This is a genomic window from Peribacillus sp. NPDC094092 (assembly GCF_050279365.1).
Classification (GTDB): domain Bacteria; phylum Bacillota; class Bacilli; order Bacillales; family DSM-1321; genus Peribacillus.
Genome location: NZ_JBNNUC010000003.1, coordinates 142,635 through 167,399, shown reverse-complemented (window position 1 = coordinate 167,399; position 24,765 = coordinate 142,635). Strand labels below are relative to the sequence as shown.

Sequence of the window (24,765 nt, the reverse complement as noted above, 5' to 3'; positions counted from 1 at the left end):
GAACTTGGTTCGACAAATACGAAAGGCTGCTGTTCTAGGGTCAGGAGTTATGGGATCAGGGATTGCTGCACACCTTGCTAACATCGGCATTCCGACTTTACTATTGGATATTGTACCTCGTGAACTCACTGAGGATGAAAAGAAAAAGGGACTGACATTAGATAATAAACAAGTGCGTAACCGCATCAGCCAAACTGCGATTACGAAACTTCTAAAACAGAAACCAGCTCCGCTTTCCGCTAAGGGAAACATTGCGTTGATCGAGGCGGGAAACCTGGAAGATGATATAAGTCGTTTAAAGGATGTCGATTGGATCATCGAAGTGGTCGTCGAGAAGCTTGAGGTTAAGCAAAGTGTGTTTGCCCAGGTTGATCAGCATCGTAAACCGGGAAGCATCGTTTCATCGAATACATCCGGAATTTCAATCGAAGCGATGGCAGAAGGCCGTTCGGAGGACTTTCAAAAGCATTTCCTGGGAACCCACTTCTTCAATCCGCCGCGTTATCTTAAATTGTTGGAGATCATCCCTACTAAAGCAACTTCACCAGAAGTGCTCGAATTCATGAAGCGATTCGGCGAAGATGTACTGGGAAAAGGTGTCGTCGAAGCCAAGGATACCCCTAACTTCATCGCAAACCGCATTGGAACTTATGGTTTATTGGTCACTTTGCGGGAAATGCAAAAAGGCGGATACAGTGTTGGTGAGGTCGATTCGGTTACAGGTCCGTTGATTGGAAGGGCAACCAGCGCTACTTTCCGGACACTTGATGTAGTTGGATTGGACACCTTTGCACATGTTGCAAGAAACGTATATGACCAGGTGGATGGAGAAGAAAAAGAAGTTTTCCAAATACCTGATTTCATGAATGAAATGCTTAAGAATGGGTGGCTTGGCAGCAAGTCAGGCCAAGGGTTTTTCTTGAAAAAAGGCAAGGAGATCCTTGAACTGAATCCCGAAACCCTAGAATATGATGCACGAAAAAGGTTAAAAACGCCTTCCGTCGAAATGGCTAAACAGGCCAAGGGCTTGGAAAATAAAATGAAAGCGCTTGTTTATAGCGAAGACCGTGCCGGCCAATTACTTTGGAATGTTCTGAATCCGGCGCTTGTGTATTCCGCCCAGCTGCTTGGGGACATCGCGGATGACATCGTGGCGATCGATCAAGCAATGAAATGGGGCTTCGGATGGTCCACTGGTCCCTTTGAAACCTGGGATGCGATAGGCATAGAAAAATCGGTAGCCCGAATGGAAGCGGAAGGCATCACCGTTCCGCAATGGGTGAAGGATATGCTCGCTAAAGGCATCACTTCTTTCTATAAAGAAGAAAATGGCATTGTTCACTATTATGATGATGGTGAATATAAAGAACTTGTCGAAAATCCTAAAGTGATCAATCTTAAAGCGATCAAGAAGCAAAAAGGCGTAATCAAGAAAAACAGTGGTGCAAGCTTGATGGATATCGGCGATGGAGTGGCCCTTCTTGAATTCACTTCACCGAATAATGCAATCGGTCTGGATATCATACAAATGATCAATGCGGCGGTCGACGAAGCGGAAGCGAATTTTAAAGGCCTGGTCATCGGTAACCAAGGAAAGAATTTCTGTGTAGGCGCTAATATTGCCATGATGCTGATGGAAGCTCAGGATGACAATATTTTTGAACTCGATATGGTCATCAGCCAATTCCAAAAGGCGATGCTTAAAATTAAGTACAGTGCAGTTCCCGTAGTGGTCGCCCCGTTTAATATGACACTTGGCGGGGGTGCTGAAGTGTCACTTCCGGCAGCGCGCATCCAGGCAACGACCGAAACATATATGGGATTAGTGGAAGCTGGCGTGGGTTTGATCCCAGGCGGGGGCGGGACGAAAGAACTTTATGTGAAGACGTTGAGGAATATGCCGAAGGGCGTCGATTTCGACTTACAGAAAGTGGCAAACCAAGTATTTGAAACGGTCGCCATGGCAAAAGTTTCGACATCAGCCGAGGGAGCGAGAGAGAATAATTTCCTGAATTCAGCTGATGGAATAAGCGTGAATGCGGATCATCAGTTATATGATGCGAAACAGGCGGTGCTTTCCATGCATGAACAAGGTTATACCGCTCCAGCACGCACAAAGATCCCTGTCGTAGGTGAAACTGGATATGCCGCACTTCTATTAGGGGCGGAATCCATGCGCCTTTCAGGATTCTTATCAGATCATGACCTTGTCATTGCCAAAGAACTCGCATACGTCCTGGCAGGAGGGAAACTCCCATTTGGCACGGAAGTAGATGAACAGTATATCTTGAACCTGGAAAAACAGGCATTCCTAAAACTGATCTCGACTCCGAAATCCCAGGCAAGGATGCAGCACATGCTTGTTAAAGGTAAACCGCTCCGTAATTGATGAATAGATGAAGAGAATGCAAAGAACGAAGATTAATAGATCGATAGCTTAAAAATGGGTAAGGGGGATCCTCATGAAAGAAGCGGTAATAGTAGCTGGAGCAAGGACTCCGGTAGGAAGAGCGAAAAAAGGTTCTCTTGCTAGTGTACGTCCTGATGATTTAGGGGCTCTTGTTGTAAAGGAAACGTTAAAGCGGGCAGGGAATTATGAAGGCGCCATAGATGACCTGATTATCGGTTGTGCAATGCCAGAAGCGGAGCAAGGGTTGAACATGGCGCGTAACATTGGAGCATTGGCAGGATTGCCTTATACAGTACCGGCCATAACGATTAATCGTTACTGTTCAAGCGGGCTGCAAAGTATCGCTTATGGAGCGGAAAGAATCATGCTCGGCCAAAGTGATACAGTCATTGCAGGAGGAGCGGAGTCCATGAGCCTTTTGCCAATGATGGGCCATGTAACGCGTCCGAACGCGAGACTTGCGGAAACGGCACCGGAATATTATATGGGCATGGGTCACACTGCTGAAGCCGTTGCAAAAAAATACGGCATTTCCCGTGACGATCAAGATGCATTTTCTGTTAGAAGTCATCAAAAGGCGGCTAAGGCCATTGCAGAAGGTAAGTTTTCCGATGAGATCGTACCGGTTGAAGTGACCCTCCGTTCAGTGGGACCAGATCTTAAATTAAAGGAAAAATCATTTACTTTTACACAGGACGAGGGCGTTCGTCCAGGCACGACTGCCGAAGTGCTAAAAAAACTGAGACCTGCATTCTCTGTTACAGGATCCGTAACAGCAGGGAATTCATCACAAACGAGTGATGGTGCAGCAGCGGTGATGGTCATGGATAGGGAAAAGGCCTCTTCATTAGGGTTGAAACCGATGGGTAAGTTCCGTTCCTTTGCAGTAGCGGGAGTGCCGCCTGAAATTATGGGCATCGGACCGATTGCAGCCATTCCTAAAGCTTTGAAACTAGCAGGTCTAGAGTTATCGGATATTGGTTTATTTGAATTGAATGAAGCCTTTGCTTCCCAATCCATTCAAATCATTCGTGAGCTCGGATTGAATGAAGAGATTGTCAATGTAAATGGCGGAGCCATCGCTTTAGGCCATCCACTAGGATGTTCGGGGGCAAAATTGACATTAAGCCTGCTTCATGAAATGAAGCGCAGAAACCAACAGTTCGGAGTCGTGACAATGTGCATCGGCGGCGGGATGGGTGCTGCTGGAGTATTTGAATTATTGGCGTAATCCCACGCCTCCCGGAAGCTGTCATGCTTCCGGCGGGTTTACCATCATAAATACTTAGGAGGAAATAACATGTCAAATCAAACTACTGGTAACCTCATTAAAGGCGGAGCCTTTTTAGTGGAAGATATTACGTATGATCAAGTGTTCACACCGGAAGATTATTCTGATGAGCATAAAATGATCGCCAAAACTGCCGAGGATTTCGTAGTGAATGAAATTCTGCCGCAGGTTGAACATTTAGAAAACCATGAATTTGACCGGTCCGTTAAATTGCTGAAGCATGCAGGAGAAATCGGTTTACTTGGTGCTGATGTTCCTGAGGAATACAGCGGATTGGGTCTTGATAAAATCAGTTCGGCATTGATTACGGAAAAAATGGCACTTGCAGGCGGGTTCGGAATCACACATGGTGCACATGTAGGTATCGGATCATTGCCGATCGTATTGTTCGGCAATGAAGAACAAAAGAAAAAATACCTACCTTTACTGGCAACGGGTGAGAAGATTGCTGCGTATGCCTTAACGGAACCAAGCTCAGGTTCAGATGCCTTGGGAGCAAAAACGACGGCAAAATTGAATCCAGAAGGAACACACTATATTTTAAACGGTGAAAAACAATGGATTACAAATGCAGGTTTTGCGGATGTCTTCTGTGTATACGCCAAAATCGACGGCGAACAATTTTCCGCTTTCATTGTTGAGCGTGATTATAAAGGCGTATCAACTGGTGCTGAAGAGAAGAAAATGGGGATCAAAAGCTCATCAACACGTACATTAATACTTGAAGACGTACATGTACCAGTCGAAAACCTTTTGGGTGTAGCCGGAAAAGGGCATGTCATCGCTTTCAATATCCTGAATATCGGCCGTTATAAATTGGGCGTCGGTGCGGTCGGCGGATCTAAGCGTGCCCTTGAGATTACAGCTGCTTATACGAATCAGCGTCAACAGTTCAAAACGAAAATTTCCGATTTTAACTTGACAAAAGAAAAACTTGCAACAATGGCTGCTAAAATTTATGCAGCCGAAAGCTCTGTATATCGTACCGTTGGCCTTTATGATCAAAGACAAAGCAAATTGACGGATGAGCAAGTGAAAGATGGGAAATCAATGGCGGCTGCAGTTGCTGAATATGCCATTGAGTGTTCATTGAATAAATTCTTCGCTTCCGAAGTATTGGATTATGTTACGGACGAAGGCGTACAGCTTCATGGCGGTTATGGTTTCATGCAGGAGTATGAAATTGAAAAAGCCTATCGCGATTCCCGCATTAACCGGATCTTTGAAGGTACGAATGAAATCAACCGATTGCTTGTCCCGGGAACTTTCCTGAAGAAAGCACTTAAAGGGGAATTGCCGCTTCTTCAAAAAGCTCAAGGCTTGCAAGAGGAGTTAATGATGATGATGCCTGAAGAACCTGGCGATGAGCCACTGGCACAAGAAAAAATGCTTGTTAGGAACGCTAAGAAAATCGGTATTTTGGCAGCTGGCCTAGCGGCACAGAAATACGGCAAAACCCTTGATCAAGAACAAGAGATCCTCTCTAACATTGCCGATATCGCATCCCTTGCCTATGCAGCCGAATCCGTGGTATTGCGTACGGAGAAAGCCATCGCAGCTACAGGCCTGGAGAAGAACAAACAAAAAGTGCTTTACACTGAAATCTTCGTTCAGGAAGCTTTCAATGAAATAGAACAGCATGCAAAAGAAACGTTAATTGCGGTGGAAACAGGCGATACTCTTCGCATCATGCTTTCGTCGCTACGCAAGCTGACAAGACACAATCCGATCAATGTCATTGCGAAAAAACGTGAAGCCTCCGTAAAGGTAATCGAAGCGGAAAAATATGCTCTTTAAGCAATGAATCAGAATCTGTAAAGGGAATGCCGTAAAGGCATTCCCTTTATTTCCTTTGATGAAATCGCATCGGAAATTCAAAAGACATTTCGTTGTATTGCGTGCTGAAAACGGGTATTCTATTGATAGGTGGTGAAATGATGGGCTTAACATTATATTGGTACCCAAAATGCGGTACATGCCGTAACGCGAAGAAGTGGCTGGATAATCATGAACTGCAATATGAAGCGATCCATATAGCGGAAAATCCGCCTTCGCGAACAGAAATAGAAAAACTATATAAAATCAGCAATTTGGAATTGAAGAAGTTTTTCAATACTAGCGGTCAAAAATATCGGGAGCTAGGCTTAAAGGATAAGCTGAAAGAAGCTTCTGAAGCAGAGATGCTTGATATATTGTCCACGGATGGCATGCTTCTGAAAAGGCCGATTGTTACAGATGGCATCAAAGTGACGGTAGGTTTCAAAGAAGAGCAATTCGAACAGGTTTGGAACTGAAATTTCACAAAATATTTGGTTAATTCCTTACTTAAACACATAATCTACCTTATAATGGAATAGATAAAATAAGATGTACATATGGAGGGTTAATAATGACAACAACACCAAAAGAACTTCGTTACACTAAAGAACATGAATGGGTCAAAACGGAAGATGGAACAGTGCGCATTGGGATTACAGCTTTCGCACAGTCCGAGCTTGGGGACATCGTATTCGTTGAGCTTCCGGAAATCGGCGATGAATTGAAAGCGAACGAACCATTTGGAAGTGTTGAATCCGTTAAGACCGTTTCTGAGCTTTATGCACCTATCAGTGGCAAGGTTGTTGAAGTAAACGAAGATTTAAGTGACAACCCTGAATATGTAAATGAGTCTCCTTATGAAAAGGCATGGATGGTCGTGATTGAACCAACTAATAGCAGTGATATTGAAAACTTGATGAGCGCTGAAGAGTATGAGAGTTTAATCAACGGTTAAAAAGAAGGAGAGGGGGGACTGAATAGGCCTGCTCTCTTTTTCATTTTATACAGCGGCAGTTGCACACATAATTCGTGAGATGGAGTGATGACATGGAGTGGGGCGAATTCGATAAAGTGATCATTGTAGAAGGCAGTTCCGATAGAAGAAAAGTTGCCTCCGTTTTAAATGAAGATGTGGAAATAAGATGTACGAATGGGACCATATCATTAACTAAGCTGGATGAATTAGTGGATGAATTGATGGATCGTGATGTTTATCTCCTGTTTGACGCAGATGAATCAGGAGAAAAACTGCGGAAGCAGTTCCGAAGGGAAATGCCGGAAGCGAACCACCTGTATATTAATAAAATGTACAAAGAAGTGGAAAGCTCACCCGAACATCATATCGCAACTGTGCTTCTATCTGCCAATATGAATGTGAAAATGAAATTTTTAAGTCAAAGGGTGAACGACTAATTGATGCAGGAATGGAAAGAAGAAGAGTGTAAGCTTGCTGTTGAAAATGGGGGAACCTTTTGCTTATATTTATATACGCCTTTATGCGGCACTTGTCAGGTTGCCTCCAAGATGCTGACGATATCCTTGGAGCTGTTCCCGGAATTGAAGGCAGGCAAAATGAATATGAACTATGTCCAAGCAATTGCCGAAACATATGAAATCGAAAGTGTTCCTTGTTTATTGCTTTTCAAAAAAGGGCAGCTGCACAAAAAAATATATGCCTTTCAATCCGTTCCTTATTTGTACGGATTGCTTAAGGAAATCAGCTAGGAAACCAATCAGAACCGTGATTGGTTTCTTTGTTTGTGCCAATTGAATGCGAGATCGGAATTAAAAAAAGAATATTCTAACAATTCATTGACTGATTTATTCTAAAATGCTATATTTTGAATTAAGTAATGGCAGAATTTAATAGTTCTTATCAAGAGTGGCGGAGGGACTGGCCCGACGAAGCCCGGCAACCGGTATAAATTTTATATACGGTGCTAATTCCAGCAGAGTGTTGGCTCTGGTAGATGAGGTGTGTTCTTGAGACCTCTTCTTAATTGAAGTGGTTTTTTTGTTTGTAAAAGGCCAGGTATCATATAATTCCAACTAAATCCATAGAAAAAGGTGAAATCATATGTCAGGGAAAAAGTTGCGTTTCGAAACATTGAGTGTTCATGGCGGTCTGCAGGCTGATGAAACAGGTGCACGTGCAGTTCCTATCTATCAAAGCAATGCATACTTGTTCAAAGACACCGACCATGCAGCGAATTTATTCGGCCTAAAGGAGAATGGCTATATATATACACGACTTCATAATCCCACTGTCAGCGTTTTTGAGGAAAGAATGGCCTTATTGGAAGGCGGTATCGGCGGATTGGCAACAGCGAGCGGAATGGCTGCCATCTCGCTTTCAATCCTGAATATTGCCGCTGCAGGTGACGAGATTGTTTCAGCCTCTACATTATATGGAGGTACGTATAACCTTTTTGAAAATACTCTTCCTAAATATGGGATCAAAGTAAAGTTCGTTTCTCCCGATGACCCTGAAAATTTCAAAAGGGCGATCACGCCAAAAACTAAAGCCATTTTTGCCGAAACGATCGGCAATCCAAGTTTGAGGGTGCTTGATATTGAAGCGGTAGCGAAAATTGCCCATGATGCCGGCGTACCTTTGATCATTGATAATACCTTTGCGACACCATATCTTTGCAGACCAATTGATTTTGGCGCGGACATCGTCATCCATTCCGCTACTAAATGGCTTCTGGGAAATGGAACGACACTAGGCGGTGTCATCGTGGATGGAGGGAAGTTCGATTGGAACTCGCCAAACTACCCTGGCTTCACGGAGCCAGACCCAAGTTACGACGGTCTGGTATACGCCGAGGCAGTCGGACCTGCCGCATTCATAACGAAAGCCCGAGTCCAGTTACTTCGTGATTTAGGCCCTGCGCTAAGTGCCCAAAGTGCATTTCAGTTTACGCTTGGACTTGAAACGCTGCATGTAAGGATGAGAGAGCATCTATCAAACACCAAGTCCGTCATTCAATATTTAAAAAACCATCCTGCCGTTACTTGGGTTTCACATCCTGGTGATGAGGATCATCCCGATAAAGCCCTTGCGGATAAGTATTTGCCTAAGGGAGCTGGGTCTGTCGTGACGTTTGGAATACAAGGTAATCGCGAAGCTGGGGCAAAACTTATCAATTCGGTGGAATTATGGTCCCATGTGGCGAATGTCGGGGATGCGAAGAGCTTGATCATCCACCCAGCCAGTACGACCCATCAACAATTGAGTGAGGCGGGTCTTGCGAAAGCGGGTGTGAGTGCCGATCAAGTCCGTTTATCCATTGGGATTGAAAATGTAGACGACTTAATAGAAGATTTGGAGCAGGCAATTGAAAAAGCGACGAATATCGTCTCCTTGACTTCCGAAACGCTTTAGGCAAAGTTCCTGTTCATTCATGAACTAGAAATAATATACATTGCGCTCCTTTTTTATCTATGATAAAATTTCTCCATACTAAAGAACTTAATGATGTACAAATATTCTATATATTAGCTCTTATCAAGAGAGGTGGAGGGATGTGCCCGATGAAACCCGGCAACCGACAAGGAGATTCCTTGGAAAGGTGCCAATTCACACAAAGTTTAATTACTTTGGAAGATGAGAGAAAGGCCTGTTTCTTCACCTGCCTTTCTGCTCATGCAGAAAGGTTTTTTCTGTTTTAATGGGGAAAACATGTGCATGATATGAGGAACAGACTAATAATGTAGAGAAATCGACTAAGTTCATAGGTTTTATTGGATAAAAGAGGTGAGGATTAATGATTACATTGACGAAAGTCAGTAAGCTGTTTCGAACAGGAAAAGGAAACAGTGAGACGATCAAGGCTGTAAATAATGTGAATGTTGAAATAAATAAAGGTGAGATTTTCGGTATCATCGGTTACAGTGGAGCGGGGAAAAGTACGTTGATCAGAATGCTCAATGGATTGGAAACTCCTACAGAGGGATCCGTTGTCGTGGCTGAGAAGGAAATTTCTAAAATTAAAGGGGCTCAGCTCCGTAAAGCCCGTCAAGAAATCAGCATGATTTTCCAACATTTCAATCTATTATGGTCAAGGACCGTCCAGGAAAATATTTCTTTTCCATTGGAAATTGCAGGAGTTTCTAAAAATGAACGGACCAAGCGTGTGAACGAATTGATCAAGTTAGTCGGACTGGAAGGCAGGGAAAAGGCCTATCCTTCACAATTAAGCGGAGGGCAAAAGCAAAGGGTGGGCATAGCCAGGGCTCTGGCAAATAACCCTAAAGTGCTGCTGTGTGATGAAGCGACATCTGCCTTGGATCCTCAGACTACCGATTCCATACTCGAATTGCTTGTTGACATCAATCAGCGCCTGGGATTGACGATCGTCTTGATAACACATGAAATGCATGTAATACGTAAAATCTGCCATCGCGTGGCCGTGATGGAAAACGGGCAAGTTGTTGAACAGGGTCCTGTCCTGGATGTTTTCAAGAATCCTAAAGAACAAATGACGAAGCGTTTCGTGCAACAGGTAACGGAACCAGAAGAAACGAAAGAAACGATGGATCATTTGCTCGAACGTTTTCCAGCAGGCAAAGTGATTCAATTGACCTTTGTGGGTGATCATGCAGAAAGCCCGTTGATCACGAAGCTTGTACGTAACTTCGAATTGGATGTCAATATCGTTCAAGGTAAGATATCCCAAACAAGAAGCGGTTCATATGGAACATTGTTTATCCATCTTGATGGCACAGAGGATGAAATGCTCCGCGCAATCGAATTCATTAAAGCACAGCAAGTAGGCGTGGAGGTGATTACTCATGCTTGAAGAATTATTGCCGAATGTTGACTGGGAAGACATTATTGAAGCAACGAAAGAAACGCTTTACATGACAAGCGTCTCTGTAGTGGCAACCTTTTTTATAGGCATAATATTAGGATTAATCCTGTTCCTGACAGGGAAGGGTAATATGTGGGAAAACCGGGTAATCAACGGGGTCATGAGTGCGATCGTTAATATATTCCGTTCCATTCCATTTCTAATTTTGATCGTGCTGCTCATTCCTTTCACTAAGGCACTTGTCGGTTCCATGATCGGGGAGAACGCTGCATTGCCGGCACTTATTATCGGTGCTGCCCCATTTTATGCGCGTATGGTTGAAATCGGCCTTCGTGAAATCGATAAAGGTGTAATTGAAGCAGCTAAATCGATGGGGGCAAAAACGAGCACGATCATTTGGAAGGTCCTTCTTCCAGAATCGATGCCTGCCCTTATTTCCGGGATTACGGTAACATCGATTGCATTGGTTGGATATACCGCAATGGCCGGGGTCATCGGCGCAGGCGGACTTGGTAATCTAGCCTATTTGGACGGCTATCAAAGAAATCAAAATGACGTTACGCTTGTAGCGACTATCGTTATTCTAATTATCGTCTTCATAATTCAAATTATTGGAGATGTGATTACATCTAAATTGGACAAAAGATAAAAGGAGATGAATAGGATGAAAAAGTTTTTAGGATTTGCATTAATTTTAGTGTTATCTATCGCTTTGGCTGCTTGTGGAAGTGAAAAGGATAAAAGCGGCGGCGATACGGAAAAAGAATCGAAGAAATTAGTTGTAGGGGCATCCAATGTTCCGCATGCTGAAATCCTTGAGGAAGCTAAGCCGCTTCTTAAAGAAAAAGGAATCGAATTGGAAATCGAAACATTCCAGGACTATGTTTTACCGAATAAGGCGTTGAATGATAAGGAATTGGATGCTAACTATTTTCAGCACATTCCATATTTAGAGGGGCAAATCAAAGAAAATGGATATGACTTCGTCAATGCTGGCGGAATTCATATCGAGCCGATTGCTCTATATTCACAAAAATATAAAAGCATTGATAAACTTCCGGAAGGCGCAACAATTATTATGAGCAGCTCTGTTGCTGACCACGGACGTGCGTTATCTCTATTAGAAAAAAATGGTCTGATTACATTAAAAGAAGGCATCGATAAAACGACAGCTACAACGAAAGACATTGTTGAAAATAAGAAAAACCTTAAATTCGATGCTGATTATGAAGCGGCATTACTTCCAAAAATCTATGAAAGCGGCGAAGGAGATGCTGTTTTAATCAACTCTAACTATGCAATCGACGCTGGCTTGAATCCATTGAAAGATTCAATTGCGATTGAAGATTCCGAATCACCTTATGTGAATGTCATCGCTGTAAACAAAGGCGATGAAAATAAAGAAGAAATCAAAGCGCTTGTAGAAGTATTGCATTCTAAAAAAATTCAAGATTTCATCCTTAATGAATACGATGGTGCGGTTGTACCAGCGGATAAATAATCCAAGTATGGCGGCCTGATTTTAATTCAGGCCGTTTTTTATGTTTAATCCATGAAAATGAAGGGTATAGAGTTAATGAAGGCATTAAAATGATACAGAAATTTGAAAGGATGGTTCACTATCAATACTCTAGATTTACATGTAACAAGCGAAATGGAAAAGGCGATGCAGTCTTCACATGGGATTGGCTACAGTGAGTACAGTAGAAACCTAGACCTCCGAATCGAGGTCGAGAAAGAACGGGATAGGGAACATGTAAAGTGCAATAAAATGGTCCAGGACCTACAACGCAAAATTCACGGATAAGCATATAAAAGAATTCTTTAAAAGATCGGTCTGTAGAGGTAAAATGGAAAGTGGTCCATAAATAAGGGGTTCCTTATTGGATGAACTTACATATGCCTGACAGTCCGATTTTTTTTCTTTTAAAGCGGAACGTTCATACCTTGCAATTGAATTTTTTGAACATATATTAATAAGGACGAAGATTCGCTGAATAATAAGATAATTTTAACAAAAGCTAAAATAAGTATGAATATGCAGTAAACGGGCTATATCTGTTAGTATTGTAAGAATAGGACGGGTTTTAAACATGGCGGAAGTAGAAACCCCTATCTATTTAGTTGATTCCAAATTGGATTTGTTATAAAATTGGAATGAGAATAAAGTGAGAATGCTTTTACGGAAATTACAGTAAAGAAAGTAATCTTTACTTTCTGGTAATAAAATTGGAATTAGTTCACGGAGGTATTATTATGTCAGCTTCTACATTAACGGTTAAAGATCTTCACGTATCAATTGAAGGTAAAGAGATTTTAAAAGGGGTAAACCTTGAAGTCAAAGGTGGAGAAATCCATGCGATCATGGGACCAAATGGAACTGGTAAATCCACTTTATCATCAGCAATCATGGGTCACCCTAAATATGAGGTCACTAGCGGAAGCATCACATTCGATGGCGAAGATGTATTGGAAATGGAAGTAGACGAGCGCGCTCGTGTCGGACTATTCCTAGCTATGCAATATCCAAGTGAAATCAGCGGTGTTACGAATGCTGACTTCTTGCGTTCTGCCATTAATGCACGCCGTGAAGAAGGCGATGAGATTTCACTGATGAAATTCATCCGTCAAATGGACAAAAATATGGAGTTCCTTGAAATGGATGAAGATATGGCGCAACGCTATTTGAATGAAGGATTCTCAGGCGGGGAGAAAAAACGCAACGAGATTCTTCAATTAATGATGATCCAACCTAAAATTGCAATCTTGGATGAGATTGATTCAGGTCTAGATATCGATGCGCTTAAAGTCGTTTCAAAAGGAATCAACGAAATGCGCGGAGAAGACTTTGGATGCTTGATCATCACCCACTACCAACGTCTATTAAATTACATCACTCCTGATTTTGTACATGTTATGATGCAAGGACGTGTCGTTAAATCAGGCGGTCCAGAACTTGCTGCCCGCTTGGAAGCGGAAGGTTATGACTGGATTAAACAAGAATTGGGCATTGAAGACGAAACTGTTGGCGAAGAAGCGTAAGTAGGAGGATTTGCAATGACTACAGAAACGAAATTACCGTTTGAACAAGAGGATATAAGCTCCTATTCAACTAAAAATAATGATCCAGCTTGGTTATCCGAGCTTCGGATTCAAGCGTTTTCTGAATTAGAAAAGCTCCCGATGCCAAAGCCGGATAAAACGAAAATCGATAAATGGAATTTTACTTCTTTCCAGACTCATACGGTTGAAAGTGAAGCTTTTGCCTCTTTAGAGGAGCTTCCGGAAGAAATTAAATCCATCGTCGAAGAAAATGAAAACTTATACATTCAACGCAATAATACGCCGGCACATATCAATCTGTCAGCAAACGTGAAAGAACAAGGCGTCATTTTTACGGATATTTTAACAGCGGCTCGCGACCATGCAGAGCTCGTGCAAAAATATTTCATGAAAGACGGCGTTAAGATAGATGAACATCGTTTAACGGCACTTCATGCTGCATTAGTTAATGGAGGAGCATTCCTTTATGTTCCGAAAAATGTAGAAATCAAAGAGCCGATCCAATCGGTATTCCTTTTGGATAATCCAGATACTACACTTTTCAACCATGTCTTGATCGTAGCGGAAGACAATAGCTCCGTCACTTATGTAGAGAATTACTTCTCAAGCGTTGACTCTAACGAAGGGGTTGCCAACATCGTAACCGAGGTATTTGCTAATGCGAATGCCAAAGTGGAGTACGGAGCGGTCGATACCCTTTCTAAAGGCTTCACGACATACGTTAACCGCCGTGGAGTGGCAGGGCGTGACGCTCGTATCGAGTGGGCGCTAGGCCTGATGAACGATGGAAATACGATTTCAGATAATACAACATATCTAATGGGCGATGGTTCTCACGGCGATACTAAAACCGTTGTAGTCGGTCGCGGGGAACAAAAACAAAACTTTACGACAGCGATCATTCATTATGGCAAACGCTCTGAGGGCTATATCCTTAAGCACGGTGTCATGAAAGACGCCGCATCCTCCATTTTTAATGGAATTGGGAAAATAGAGCATGGCGCTACAAAGTCAAATGCGGAACAAGAATCACGCGTTTTGATGTTAAGTGAAAAAGCGCGCGGAGACGCCAATCCAATCCTCTTGATTGATGAAGATGATGTAACGGCTGGCCATGCTGCCTCCGTCGGTCGTGTCGACCCGCTTCAACTGTATTATTTAATGAGCCGTGGTATTTCTAGGAAAGAGGCAGAAAGACTTGTCATTCACGGATTCTTGGCCCCTGTTGTTAACCAGCTTCCAATTGAGGGAGTTAAAAAACAATTAGTAGCGGTCATTGAAAGGAAAGTACAGTAATGAACCCATACGAAATTCGTAAGCTTTTTCCGATATTAGATCAAGAAGTCAATGGTCAGCCATTAGTTTATTTAGATAGTGCTGCAACCTCTCAAAAACCGGCTGCAGTGATTGAAGCGATTGAGCAATATTACCGCGGATACAACTCGAATGTCCACCGCGGAGTGCATACACTTGGAACAAAAGCTACGGATGCGTATGAAGGTGCACGTGAAAAGGTACGTAAATTCATTAATGCTTCTTCTACAGAAGAAATCATCTTTACAAGAGGCACGACGACTTCTTTAAATACTGTAGCAAGAAGTTACGGTGGTGCAAATATTAAAGAGGGTGACGAAATCGTCATCTCCTACATGGAGCATCACAGTAATATCATTCCGTGGCAGCAGCTTGCCAAAGAAAAAGGCGCTGTACTGAAGTATATTCCGCTTCAAGAGGATTGCACGATTTCCCTTGATGATGTCAGGGCAACGATTACGGACGCAACGAAAATCGTTTCCATCATGCAGGTTTCGAATGTACTTGGTGTCATCAATCCTGTGAAGGAAATTGCGAAAATTGCCCATGAACACGGTGCCGTAATGGTAGTCGACGGGGCGCAAAGCACGCCGCACCTAAAAGTGGATGTCCGTGATCTGGATTGTGATTTCTTTGCCTTCTCAGGCCATAAAATGGTCGGTCCGACAGGTATAGGCGTGTTATATGGCAAAAAGGAACTTCTTGAAAAAATGGAGCCGATTGAATTCGGCGGAGAGATGATCGATTTTGTAGGTTTGCATGAGTCTACATGGAAAGAACTCCCGTGGAAATTCGAAGGCGGTACCCCAATCATTGCCGGCGCCATAGGCCTTGGTGCTGCGATCGATTTCTTGGAAGAAATCGGCTTGGATAATATTGAACGGCATGAACATAAGCTCGCAGCTTATGCAATGGAAAAAATGTCAGCAGTCGAAGGGCTGACCATATTCGGTCCTAAAGATGCAGAAAAGCGTGCGGGTGTAATAACCTTTAATATTAATGACGTACATCCACATGATGTCGCTACCGTTCTTGATGCAGATGGAATTGCTGTCCGTGCCGGCCATCATTGCGCACAGCCATTAATGAAATGGCTTGACGTATCCTCGACGGCAAGAGCAAGCTTCTATCTATATAACACGGAAGAAGATATTGATAAGCTCGTATCCGGGCTTGTTAAAACGAAGGAGTATTTCAGTAATGTCTTTTGATAACCTAGATACACTTTACCGACAAGTCATTATGGATCACTATAAGAAACCGCGTAATAAGGGCATGCTAGAGGATGGCAGCATGACAATCGATATGAATAATCCAACTTGCGGCGATCGGATTCGTTTAACGATGAAGATTGAAGATGGCAAGGTCAGCGATGTTAAATTCGATGGTGATGGTTGTTCGATATCCATGAGTTCGGCTTCCATGATGACTCAAGCCATTAAGGGCAAAGATGTTGATACTGCCCTAGCGATATCCGAGACTTTTTCCTTGATGATCCAAGGAAAAGAATACGACGATGAGATGGATCTTGGGGATATTGAAGCCCTTCAAGGTGTCTCTAAATTCCCAGCCCGAATCAAGTGTGCTACCTTAGCTTGGAAAGCCATGGAAAAGGGATTGAAGGAATAATTAAATTAAAATGAGCTGTTGTAATTCAGCCATTTGAAATGGAGGAATACGAGCTATGGCAAAGAAAATGCCTGAAATCGGCGATTATAAATATGGCTTTGCGGATAAAGATGTTTCCATCTTCCGTTCAAAGCGTGGTCTGACAAAAGAAATCGTGGAAGAAATTTCTCGAATGAAAGATGAACCGCAATGGATGCTTGATTTCCGTTTGAAGTCATTGGAGCATTTTTACAACATGCCAATGCCTCAATGGGGCGGCGACATGCAGAGCCTGAATTTTGATGAAATCACATACTATGTTAAGCCATCAGAGAAATCTGAGAAATCATGGGATGAAGTTCCTGATGAAATCAAACAGACTTTTGATAAATTGGGAATTCCTGAAGCCGAACAAAAATATCTTGCAGGTGTATCTGCTCAATACGAATCAGAAGTGGTTTACCATAGCATGAAAGAAGAATTGGAAGAATTGGGTATCGTCTTTAAAGATACGGACTCAGCACTTCGTGAAAATGAAGATATCTTCCGTGAGCACTTTGGAAAAACGATCCCGCCTACTGACAATAAATTCTCAGCATTGAACTCAGCAGTTTGGTCAGGCGGATCTTTCATCTATGTACCAAAAGGCGTTAAAGTGGATACTCCGCTTCAAGCTTATTTCCGGATTAACTCTGAAAACATGGGGCAATTCGAGCGTACGCTCATCATTGTTGATGAAGGTGCATCCGTTCACTATGTCGAAGGTTGTACAGCACCTGTTTATACGACTAACTCCCTTCATAGTGCGGTTGTTGAAATCGTCATCAAGAAAGATGCCTACTGCCGTTACACGACAATCCAAAACTGGGCAAACAACGTGTTTAACCTGGTTACGAAACGTGCGGTTTGTGACGCTAACGCAACAATGGAATGGGTCGATGGTAACATCGGTTCCAAATTGACAATGAAATATCCTGCTGTCATCTTAAAAGGTGAAGGCGCTCGCGGTATGACATTATCGATTGCCATTGCCGGCAAAGGCCAACACCAAGACGCAGGAGCAAAAATGATTCACCTAGCGCCTAATACATCTTCAACGATTGTATCAAAATCAATATCTAAACAGGGCGGTAAAGTAACATACCGTGGTATCGTCCATTTCGGACGTAAAGCGGATGGAGCTCGTTCCAACATTGAATGTGATACATTAATCATGGATAATCAGTCTACATCTGATACGATCCCTTACAATGAAATCTTGAATGATAACATTTCCCTTGAGCACGAAGCGAAGGTTTCCAAAGTATCTGAAGAACAATTGTTCTACTTGATGAGCCGCGGAATTTCTGAGCAAGAAGCAACGGAAATGATCGTAATGGGCTTCATCGAACCATTCACAAAAGAACTTCCAATGGAATATGCGGTTGAAATGAACCGTTTGATCAAGTTCGAAATGGAAGGCTCCATCGGTTAATAACCGACTTGCCTGCCTGTAAGGCGATTTAGAATAACCATTCATATAAAAAGCCTGCCAGGTCTTTCTGGCAGGCTTTTTGTTCTTGATATCCACACCCTTATACCAAAGATTAAATATGGCTCAATAAGGGTAAAAAATAATAAAAGAAGAAGTCAAGTAAATGGGGCCTGTCCCAAAGGAGTGATGATGCAGATGATTTATGTTGGTGTGACCGGTTGGGGTGATCATGATAGTTTGTATCATGGCGGTGTGTCCCAGCGTGATAAACTAAAAGAGTACGGTGCTCATTTTCCCATTGTGGAGGTGGATGCCTCATTCTATGCAGTCCAGCCAAAGAGGAACAGTGAAAAGTGGGTATCCGAGACGCCTGCATCATTCTAGTTTATCGTAAAAGCCTATCAAGGGATGACAGGACATCAGCGCGGGGAAATCCCATTTGAGAATAAGAAGGAAATGTTCAAGGCATTTTGCGACTCTCTGGAAGCTTATCAGAAGTCCGGTAAGCTTGCGATGGTCCTATTTCAGTTTCCGCCATGGTTTGATTGTAAACGGGAAAATGTGAATTACCTGCGATGGTGCAAAGCTGAAATGGGCGAAATCCCGGTTGCCATTGAATTTCGGAATCAAAGCTGGTACAGGCCCAATGTAGTCCAGCAAACTTTGGACTTTATCGAAAAGGAAGGCTGGATCCATACTGTATGCGATGAGCCTCAGGCAGGGGAGGGATCCATTCCTGTCGTTCTGCATGCCGCCGATAAAGATAAAACCCTGATACGCTTTCATGGCCGTAACCTGCATGGTTGGCAAAGGCCTTCCTCAGGTGATAATTGGCGTGAGGTCAGGTACTTATATAGATATAATCATAAGGAATTGACAGAATGGGTGGAGAAAATCAGGGGATTGGAAAAGGAATCCAAGGAGATATATGTCCTGTTCAATAATAACTCAGGCGGAGACGCCGCTGATAATGCCAAACAAATGATTGAGTTGCTTGGTATAGAATATGAAGGGCTGGCTCCTAAGCAGCTTGGTTTGTTTTAAGAGGAATCATATAATTAATAAAGAGATGATGTGACAAGCTAGAGAGGTAATATCCTCACAAACAGGTAAAGGCGGACTTCTTCATGGTATGGTTAGTATTAGTGGGTATTGGATTAATAGCGGGAGCAATCGGCGCTCTCGTCGGTCTGGGCGGCGGCATCATCATTGTGCCTTCTCTTTTATATTTAGGTACAACCACGAATATTATCGATGAGTTGACTCCTCAGGTCGCCGTAGGTGTTTCAACCATAATCATGATTTTTACCGGCCTATCTTCCACTTTATCTTATTTAAAACATAAAGTGGTGGATTATAAGGCCGGCTTAATCTTTTTTATTGGCAGTGCACCTGGTGGAATAATAGGGGCTTATGTGAATAAAAACCTTAACGCCGAAGCTTTTTCATTGTACTTTGGAATTTTCATGGTTTTCATGGCTATCGTGTTATTAGTGAAAAATCGTTTGAAGCCAATGCTTTTCAAGCCTGGAAAAGGGAAAATAGTGAAAACGTATAAAACGGAAAATGGACATTCATTTTCATATGGTTACCATCCCCTTTTGGCTGTATTGATTTCCTTTGTCGTGGGATTCTGCTCTGGGTTATTTGGAATTGGCGGTGGGGCCTTAATGGTTCCTGTCATGATGCTTCTATTCTTCTTCCCTCCGCGTATGGCTGTAGCGACTTCGATGTTCATGGTATTTCTATCTTCCATCACTAATTCGATTACGCATATTTCCCTTGGGAATGTAAATTGGCCATATGCTTTTGCCCTGATTCCGGGTGCATGGTTCGGTGCTAAATTGGGCGCATTCATCAATACGCGCCTAAAGAGTGCGTCGCTGGAAAATATGTTGAAAATAGTGCTGATAATCATTGGTTTACGTCTTATATATCAAGGTATTACAGGATAAACGAGGAGGAGAAATGATGTCAGAAATCATTCATTTGTATCATACCAATGATCTCCATAGTCATTTTGAGAATTGGCCTCGTATTGATAAGTTTCTTAAAGAACGAAGACAACTTCATCAAGAAACGGGAGAAGAAGCGATCATACTGGATATAGGCGATCATGTGGACCGCTGGCATCCATATACAGAAGGTACGTTGGGTAAAGGAAATATTGAACTGCTTAATGAAGCGGGCTACCAATATGTGACCATCGGCAATAATGAAGGGATCACTTTACCTCATGATGCGTTAGATTCCATATATGATCAGGCAAAGTTCAAGGTCCTGGCAGCCAATATTTATTACGGTGATCATGAAAGGCCAGAATGGGCGCTGCCATATTGGATACATACGACGGCAAAAGGCACCAAAATTGCCATGATAGGATTGACAGCCTTTTTCCAAAAATTTTATTCTGCGATGGGCTGGGAAATAACAGATCCATTCTTGGAGTTAAAGGCACAGCTCGAAAAGGTCAAAGCGGAGGCGGATGTAATCATCATCCTTTCCCACCTGGGAATCCATGATGATGAGAGGATGGCAGAGGATTTTCCGGAGATTGACATCATACTTGGCGCGCATACCCACCACATCCTCCACCAAGGTAAATTGATCAATGATACACTCCTTTGCGGCGCAGGGAAATATGGTTTCTATGTTGGACAGGTGGAGATGACCGTCAATCAGGAAAGGGAAGTGAGCCATAAGAGTGCCATTCTTTATGATACCAATGACTTTTTGGAGTTGGAGAATGAACGGTCATGGATTGAAGAAATATACCAGGCTGGAGGGGAAACGCTAAAACAGGTGGCAGTGGATTTACCCGAGGCACTGGATAATGATTGGTTTAAAGGAAGTCCTTTGACCGAACTCCTTGGGGCTGCCCTAAGGGAGTGGACTCAGGCGGATTGTTCCTTTTTGAATGCCGGTCTTCTGCTCGAAGGGCTGCCAAAGGGGCCTGTCACAATAGGGGATATTCACAGAATCTGTCCACATCCCATCAATCCTTGCATCGTTGAAGTTAATGGGAATGAATTAAAAGAAATCTTAATGCAATCGAGAAATGAGGAGTGGCCCCATATTCAGGTGAAAGGTTTCGGTTTTCGCGGCAAAATCATGGGAGTCATGCATTATGATCAAATTGAATTTAGTGAAATGGGGAATGGAATCGTAAAAGGGATACTTATAAAAGGGGAGAAACTGCAGGCGGATAAGTCCTATAAACTGGCCATACCTGATATGTTCACATTCGGGCACTTCTTTCCTAGTATCCAGCGCTCCAATCGCAAGGAATACTTACTGCCGGAATTCTTACGGGATATCCTTTTATGGAAGCTGGAAAATATATATACAAATACCAAACTCTAAAACACGGTTTCGCCCTTTTTTTCATAAAGTATGAGGAAGAGAGGGGCGAAACCAATTGATTAACATGATGCCGATAATTCTTGATGATCATACATTCCTAGCCATTTCTGTCCGCCTTCCCAAAACGAATTTACTTGCTGTCTCGTCCGGAAAAGGGTATATAATGTGCGGTGCATTAGATGTGGGACTGCTGAATGATAAATTGAGAGATCGTAAAATCCTTGCAGGAAGGGCCACAGGAGTTAAATCGATTGAAGAGCTATTGGAAGCGCCGCTTGAATCAGTTACCTGGGAGGCAGTGGAAAGGGGCATTCATCCAGGGATGATTGGTAAAGAGGCATTAATCAAAATGATTTGAAAAGGGGGGCTTTCTTTTTTCCAGAAGGGGGCCTTATTTTTTTATCAAAGAAAATGCTGATATTTTTTTCAATAAATGTATTCAAACTGATTCATTTATCAAAATAATTTCCGATAATCCTTATAAAGGAAAGAATCGGTTTGATTAACAATATTGAATGGGGAAATGGAGTAAACGTATGAGGCTAGCTATTACAAAGTCCCTAAGCCCTGGAGCGAGGCTCGGTAAAAACATCTATAATGAGCGGGGCCATATCCTATTATGCGAGGGTCTGACATTAACGCAGAAAATGATCAATCGACTGGTGTCCCTTGATATTCCCTTTGTTTACATTCGAGATTCCAGGACGGATGACATTATTCCCATGCCCCCAGTGTCAGGGAAACTAAGAAGAGAAGCCATTGATACGATTGAAACCACTTTCCTGGACATGAAAAACAAAATGAACCTTGCTGGTTCATTCACGATAGAGCGGGCTAACGTCAAGCTCACTCAATTAGTTCGGAACATCATGGGCAAGCTGAAAAAGAATAAAGAGTTAATGACTCTATTGGCCGATGTTTATACATACGATGACTATATCTTTACTCATTCCTTCAATGTGACCCTATATACCTTGGCAATCGGGATGGAATTGAATATCAATGATAGAAATCTCGAAATTCTTGGGCTGGGAGCGATTTTACATGATGTCGGCAAAATGCTCGTGCCTTTGGAAATCCTCCATAAACCCGGTAAGCTGACTGAAAGGGAGTTTGAACAAATCCAAAAACATGCCGATTACGGATTCCATCTAATCAAAAATGTTCATACCGTTTCCCTATTAGTTGCGAATTGTGCCTATCAGCACCATGAACGGTTGGATGGATCTGGCTATCCCCGTGGGATAAAGGGGGATGAAATCCATTATTTCGGCAAAATCATTGCCGTTGCCGATGTATTCGACGCCGTGACTTCCAACCGGGTTTACCGTAAGGCCATGCTTCCGCATCAGGGATTGGAAGTCCTTTATGCCGGAGTCGGGAAAAAGTTCGACAATACGATCATCGAAGCATTCCGCCGGGCGGTTGCCATTTATCCTAACGGTCTATCCGTTGAATTGAATGATGGGAGGAAAGGGGTGGTATCCGCCCAGAACGAGGGGATAGGAGACCGTCCCATGATAAGGATTCTTGAAGAAGATGGGGAGCAAATCAAGGAGCCGTATGAAGTGGACCTGAATAAAAACCTGCATTTGCTTATCATGAAATGTCTCAATATACAAGAACCAGCCTAACCTCAAGGATAAGCTGGTTTTTTCATTCCTTGTTTTCCTTCATGATGGGAGGTGCAACCGAACCGTTCCCGTTACTAAAATAACTTGGGACATCACCTTCGATCAGCAAGCTTCCGACGGTCACTTCCTGACTCACCTTGGTCTCCTTTGTGAATGAGGGGATGACGATTTGAATATTGACATCAAAATCCACTATCAATTCATAATAAACATTATTGATGCCTGCGTTAGTCAATTTTGTCCTCAAATCCGATTCAACATTCCCGATGACCGACATTTTCACTGGGATTTCAGGCCCGTAATTGGAAAGGAGGTTATTCCCGGTTACGACCCCAAATGGTATATAATAGACCACGCTTTTATATTGTTCATCATCATTTATTTTGGCTGAACCTGTTTTAAAAGGGTTTCCCTGTTTGATGCCAAGCTTTTTTTGAATATCATTCGTAATGTTAGCCCGCAATTCACTGTAGATGACCGGATTGAAGCTATAGGAAGAACTGGAGTCCGTACCACCCTTGGTGTTGGTGATGATTTTGTTCATATCGACCTTCGCTATATTCTCATCGACCGATTCATGTATCGTTTCCGTTGCAATCCGTTTGATTTCATATTCGGCTACACTCATGATCACGGGTTCGATTGATTTGTCCACGTACCAAAGGGTCATGATGCTTGATATGATAAACAGGATAAAGGAATAGAGAAATACTTTTCGGGTGGGAAGAGGCCCCTTTTTTCGGAATTTCTTCGTTCGAAATCTTTTTCGGAACACGCTTTAGCCCCCTTTACTAATAACTATGCATCAAGTTCAGGGGTTTATGTTCGAATCAAAAAAAAGCAGCGTAAAATTCACGCCGCTCACTTTTGCTTTTTAGCCAGATCTTTCCTTTCCCACAATCTTAAATAGGGGTAAGGATCAAAGCTCCATTCTGTGATTCCATTGTCTTTGTACATTCCGTAATGAAGATGGGGGGGGAATTTTCCGGAAGTTCCTGGAGGGCCGTAACCTGTACTGCCGACACTTCCGATGACTTGTCCGGGCTCGACGATTTGCCCAACTTTCAACCCCTTGGCAAAGCCGCTTAAATGGGCAAAGTAATGATAGGTATTATTTAAATCCCGTATCCCGATCCGCCAACCGCCGAATTTATTCCAGCCTTTCATTTCAATGATCCCATAGCTCGTGGAACGAACGGGAAGGCTATAATCCGCAAAAATATCAGTGCCCTCATGGATTCTCCTTCCGCCCCATCCGCGAGCGCTTCCCCATGTATTTAAGTACGTATAATGAGTTCGTACCGGAACCGGGAAGGCCTTTTCATGTAGATCCAACCGGCCATATTTTTTATATATCTCGGCATTGCCGATTATGATGCTGACGGCTTTATCTCGTTTATAATAATCCCACAAGCCGATCCTTATATTATCATCATCAGCACCATAAGATTGGAGATGCCTTGAAAAAGCATACAATCGATCTGTATCATTATTGATATCAGCTTTACCATCGCCATTGCCATCCTGGCCCAACCCATCAAAAAATGTGATCGTTAGCGGGTTCACGTCCTTTAAGTCAGGATTGAGGGCCCCGCTCCACTTTGAAGGCTCGATATGGATGCCTATTAAACCCTTTGACGGCTCTAAATCCCTTCGTGCGGCTCTGAGGCTGTGCTCATATTGATCAGCCCCAGCAAGGTAATACCACGGGATTTGGAGGGTGGCCTCCATGCTTTTATATAACTCCATTCTCCCGGCATAAACATCTGGGGTATCGGCAGCATTAGCCACTCGGCCTGGTGCATTCAAAATAAACAAACAAGTTATGGTAAGAAGGAATAATTTTTTCAACGGGGCAGGCTCCTTTCATGACATTCTCCGTATTTAAAAAACATCAGTCCATCCATCTTTTATAGTTTTGCTGATTTAGCAATAAACATGAAAAATAAATAATGGGAAACCAACTATAACTT

Annotated in this window: 22 protein-coding genes, 1 pseudogene and 2 riboswitches; of the genes and pseudogenes, 21 read left to right on the top strand and 2 right to left on the bottom strand. The window is 42.8% G+C overall.

The annotated features are described in order from the left end of the window. Nucleotides 1-4: 4 nt before the first annotated feature. From ACQKNS_RS16490 to ACQKNS_RS16390, 21 genes and pseudogenes are all read left to right on the top strand, one after another. On the top strand, nucleotides 5-2,389 hold the full coding sequence (locus ACQKNS_RS16490) for a 3-hydroxyacyl-CoA dehydrogenase NAD-binding domain-containing protein (protein ID WP_427644417.1): 2,385 nt from the start codon (nucleotides 5-7) through the stop codon (nucleotides 2,387-2,389). 73 nt (nucleotides 2,390-2,462) lie between these two features. Further along, on the top strand, nucleotides 2,463-3,641 hold the full coding sequence (locus tag ACQKNS_RS16485) for an acetyl-CoA C-acetyltransferase (RefSeq protein WP_427644416.1): 1,179 nt from the start codon (nucleotides 2,463-2,465) through the stop codon (nucleotides 3,639-3,641). Nucleotides 3,642-3,710: 69 nt separating this feature from the next. After that, nucleotides 3,711-5,498: an acyl-CoA dehydrogenase family protein gene (locus ACQKNS_RS16480; protein WP_214791261.1), complete on the top strand. Its 1,788-nt coding sequence runs from the start codon at nucleotides 3,711-3,713 to the stop codon at nucleotides 5,496-5,498. Nucleotides 5,499-5,638: 140 nt separating this feature from the next. After that, a complete protein-coding gene (locus ACQKNS_RS16475) occupies nucleotides 5,639-5,995 on the top strand; it encodes an arsenate reductase family protein (RefSeq protein ID WP_427644415.1) in 357 nt (118 codons plus the stop codon). Nucleotides 5,996-6,090: 95 nt separating this feature from the next. After that, nucleotides 6,091-6,474 (top strand): glycine cleavage system protein GcvH, encoded by a 384-nt coding sequence (gene gcvH / locus ACQKNS_RS16470; RefSeq protein WP_427644414.1) that lies wholly within the window; start codon nucleotides 6,091-6,093, stop codon nucleotides 6,472-6,474. A gap of 92 nt (nucleotides 6,475-6,566) precedes the next feature. Beyond that, nucleotides 6,567-6,932 (top strand): toprim domain-containing protein, encoded by a 366-nt coding sequence (locus tag ACQKNS_RS16465; RefSeq protein WP_048688210.1) that lies wholly within the window; start codon nucleotides 6,567-6,569, stop codon nucleotides 6,930-6,932. Nucleotides 6,933-6,935: 3 nt separating this feature from the next. Next, entirely contained in the window at nucleotides 6,936-7,244 is a 309-nt protein-coding gene (locus ACQKNS_RS16460) for a thioredoxin family protein (RefSeq protein ID WP_427644746.1), read from the top strand. 145 nt (nucleotides 7,245-7,389) lie between these two features. Further along, nucleotides 7,390-7,496: riboswitch (SAM riboswitch) on the top strand. A gap of 100 nt (nucleotides 7,497-7,596) precedes the next feature. Then, nucleotides 7,597-8,907 (top strand): O-acetylhomoserine aminocarboxypropyltransferase/cysteine synthase family protein, encoded by a 1,311-nt coding sequence (locus ACQKNS_RS16455; protein ID WP_427644413.1) that lies wholly within the window; start codon nucleotides 7,597-7,599, stop codon nucleotides 8,905-8,907. Nucleotides 8,908-9,024: 117 nt separating this feature from the next. Beyond that, nucleotides 9,025-9,136: riboswitch (SAM riboswitch) on the top strand. Nucleotides 9,137-9,289: 153 nt separating this feature from the next. Beyond that, nucleotides 9,290-10,324: a methionine ABC transporter ATP-binding protein gene (locus tag ACQKNS_RS16450; RefSeq protein WP_427644412.1), complete on the top strand. Its 1,035-nt coding sequence runs from the start codon at nucleotides 9,290-9,292 to the stop codon at nucleotides 10,322-10,324. Next, complete coding sequence (locus ACQKNS_RS16445) at nucleotides 10,317-10,985, top strand: methionine ABC transporter permease (protein WP_427644411.1); 669 nt, start codon at nucleotides 10,317-10,319, stop codon at nucleotides 10,983-10,985. The genes ACQKNS_RS16450 and ACQKNS_RS16445 overlap by 8 nt, the downstream gene beginning before the upstream one ends. Nucleotides 10,986-11,000: 15 nt before the next feature. Then, nucleotides 11,001-11,837, top strand: coding sequence for a MetQ/NlpA family ABC transporter substrate-binding protein (locus ACQKNS_RS16440; RefSeq protein WP_427644410.1), 837 nt, complete (start codon nucleotides 11,001-11,003; stop codon nucleotides 11,835-11,837). Nucleotides 11,838-12,592: 755 nt separating this feature from the next. Beyond that, nucleotides 12,593-13,378 (top strand): Fe-S cluster assembly ATPase SufC, encoded by a 786-nt coding sequence (gene sufC / locus ACQKNS_RS16435; protein WP_427644409.1) that lies wholly within the window; start codon nucleotides 12,593-12,595, stop codon nucleotides 13,376-13,378. A gap of 15 nt (nucleotides 13,379-13,393) precedes the next feature. Continuing rightward, a complete protein-coding gene (gene sufD / locus ACQKNS_RS16430) occupies nucleotides 13,394-14,695 on the top strand; it encodes a Fe-S cluster assembly protein SufD (RefSeq protein ID WP_427644408.1) in 1,302 nt (433 codons plus the stop codon). After that, nucleotides 14,695-15,924, top strand: a complete 1,230-nt coding sequence (locus tag ACQKNS_RS16425) for a cysteine desulfurase (protein WP_076368172.1) — start codon at nucleotides 14,695-14,697, stop codon at nucleotides 15,922-15,924. Before sufD ends, ACQKNS_RS16425 begins: the two co-directional genes overlap by 1 nt. Further along, complete coding sequence (gene sufU / locus ACQKNS_RS16420; protein ID WP_076368171.1) at nucleotides 15,914-16,342, top strand: Fe-S cluster assembly sulfur transfer protein SufU; 429 nt, start codon at nucleotides 15,914-15,916, stop codon at nucleotides 16,340-16,342. The genes ACQKNS_RS16425 and sufU overlap by 11 nt, the downstream gene beginning before the upstream one ends. Nucleotides 16,343-16,397: 55 nt before the next feature. Beyond that, on the top strand, nucleotides 16,398-17,795 hold the full coding sequence (gene sufB, locus ACQKNS_RS16415; RefSeq protein ID WP_427644407.1) for a Fe-S cluster assembly protein SufB: 1,398 nt from the start codon (nucleotides 16,398-16,400) through the stop codon (nucleotides 17,793-17,795). A gap of 195 nt (nucleotides 17,796-17,990) precedes the next feature. Then, nucleotides 17,991-18,839 (top strand): annotated as a pseudogene (locus ACQKNS_RS16410) (DUF72 domain-containing protein). A gap of 83 nt (nucleotides 18,840-18,922) precedes the next feature. Then, nucleotides 18,923-19,750 carry a sulfite exporter TauE/SafE family protein gene (locus tag ACQKNS_RS16405; RefSeq protein WP_427644406.1) on the top strand — a complete coding sequence of 276 codons (828 nt, stop codon included), beginning with the start codon at nucleotides 18,923-18,925 and terminating at the stop codon, nucleotides 19,748-19,750. 16 nt (nucleotides 19,751-19,766) lie between these two features. After that, a complete protein-coding gene (locus tag ACQKNS_RS16400; protein ID WP_427644405.1) occupies nucleotides 19,767-21,158 on the top strand; it encodes a bifunctional metallophosphatase/5'-nucleotidase in 1,392 nt (463 codons plus the stop codon). A gap of 55 nt (nucleotides 21,159-21,213) precedes the next feature. After that, entirely contained in the window at nucleotides 21,214-21,516 is a 303-nt protein-coding gene (locus tag ACQKNS_RS16395) for a YunC family protein (RefSeq protein ID WP_427644404.1), read from the top strand. 178 nt (nucleotides 21,517-21,694) lie between these two features. Continuing rightward, nucleotides 21,695-22,792, top strand: a complete 1,098-nt coding sequence (locus ACQKNS_RS16390; protein WP_427644403.1) for an HD-GYP domain-containing protein — start codon at nucleotides 21,695-21,697, stop codon at nucleotides 22,790-22,792. A 22-nt stretch (nucleotides 22,793-22,814) separates the two neighbouring features. On the opposite strand, the gene yunB is transcribed toward ACQKNS_RS16390, so the two are convergent. Beyond that, nucleotides 22,815-23,567: a sporulation protein YunB gene (gene yunB, locus ACQKNS_RS16385; RefSeq protein WP_427644402.1), complete on the bottom strand. Its 753-nt coding sequence runs from the start codon at nucleotides 23,565-23,567 to the stop codon at nucleotides 22,815-22,817. Between the two features lie 86 nt (nucleotides 23,568-23,653). Continuing rightward, nucleotides 23,654-24,643: a M23 family metallopeptidase gene (locus tag ACQKNS_RS16380; protein WP_427644401.1), complete on the bottom strand. Its 990-nt coding sequence runs from the start codon at nucleotides 24,641-24,643 to the stop codon at nucleotides 23,654-23,656. Between the last annotated feature and the right edge of the window lie 122 nt (nucleotides 24,644-24,765).

What these genes read in the sequence shown, in the direction of transcription:
- ACQKNS_RS16485 (WP_427644416.1), top strand. Translation starts at nt 2,463, where the DNA reads ATGAAAGAAGCGGTAATAGTAGCTGGAGCAAGGACTCCGGTAGGAAGA.
- ACQKNS_RS16480 (WP_214791261.1), top strand. Translation starts at nt 3,711, where the DNA reads ATGTCAAATCAAACTACTGGTAACCTCATTAAAGGCGGAGCCTTTTTA.
- ACQKNS_RS16475 (WP_427644415.1), top strand. Translation starts at nt 5,639, where the DNA reads ATGGGCTTAACATTATATTGGTACCCAAAATGCGGTACATGCCGTAAC.
- gcvH (WP_427644414.1), top strand. Translation starts at nt 6,091, where the DNA reads ATGACAACAACACCAAAAGAACTTCGTTACACTAAAGAACATGAATGG.
- ACQKNS_RS16465 (WP_048688210.1), top strand. Translation starts at nt 6,567, where the DNA reads ATGGAGTGGGGCGAATTCGATAAAGTGATCATTGTAGAAGGCAGTTCC.
- ACQKNS_RS16460 (WP_427644746.1), top strand. Translation starts at nt 6,936, where the DNA reads ATGCAGGAATGGAAAGAAGAAGAGTGTAAGCTTGCTGTTGAAAATGGG.
- ACQKNS_RS16455 (WP_427644413.1), top strand. Translation starts at nt 7,597, where the DNA reads ATGTCAGGGAAAAAGTTGCGTTTCGAAACATTGAGTGTTCATGGCGGT.
- ACQKNS_RS16450 (WP_427644412.1), top strand. Translation starts at nt 9,290, where the DNA reads ATGATTACATTGACGAAAGTCAGTAAGCTGTTTCGAACAGGAAAAGGA.
- ACQKNS_RS16445 (WP_427644411.1), top strand. Translation starts at nt 10,317, where the DNA reads ATGCTTGAAGAATTATTGCCGAATGTTGACTGGGAAGACATTATTGAA.
- ACQKNS_RS16440 (WP_427644410.1), top strand. Translation starts at nt 11,001, where the DNA reads ATGAAAAAGTTTTTAGGATTTGCATTAATTTTAGTGTTATCTATCGCT.
- sufC (WP_427644409.1), top strand. Translation starts at nt 12,593, where the DNA reads ATGTCAGCTTCTACATTAACGGTTAAAGATCTTCACGTATCAATTGAA.
- sufD (WP_427644408.1), top strand. Translation starts at nt 13,394, where the DNA reads ATGACTACAGAAACGAAATTACCGTTTGAACAAGAGGATATAAGCTCC.
- ACQKNS_RS16425 (WP_076368172.1), top strand. Translation starts at nt 14,695, where the DNA reads ATGAACCCATACGAAATTCGTAAGCTTTTTCCGATATTAGATCAAGAA.
- sufU (WP_076368171.1), top strand. Translation starts at nt 15,914, where the DNA reads ATGTCTTTTGATAACCTAGATACACTTTACCGACAAGTCATTATGGAT.
- sufB (WP_427644407.1), top strand. Translation starts at nt 16,398, where the DNA reads ATGGCAAAGAAAATGCCTGAAATCGGCGATTATAAATATGGCTTTGCG.
- ACQKNS_RS16405 (WP_427644406.1), top strand. Translation starts at nt 18,923, where the DNA reads ATGGTATGGTTAGTATTAGTGGGTATTGGATTAATAGCGGGAGCAATC.
- ACQKNS_RS16400 (WP_427644405.1), top strand. Translation starts at nt 19,767, where the DNA reads ATGTCAGAAATCATTCATTTGTATCATACCAATGATCTCCATAGTCAT.
- ACQKNS_RS16390 (WP_427644403.1), top strand. Translation starts at nt 21,695, where the DNA reads ATGAGGCTAGCTATTACAAAGTCCCTAAGCCCTGGAGCGAGGCTCGGT.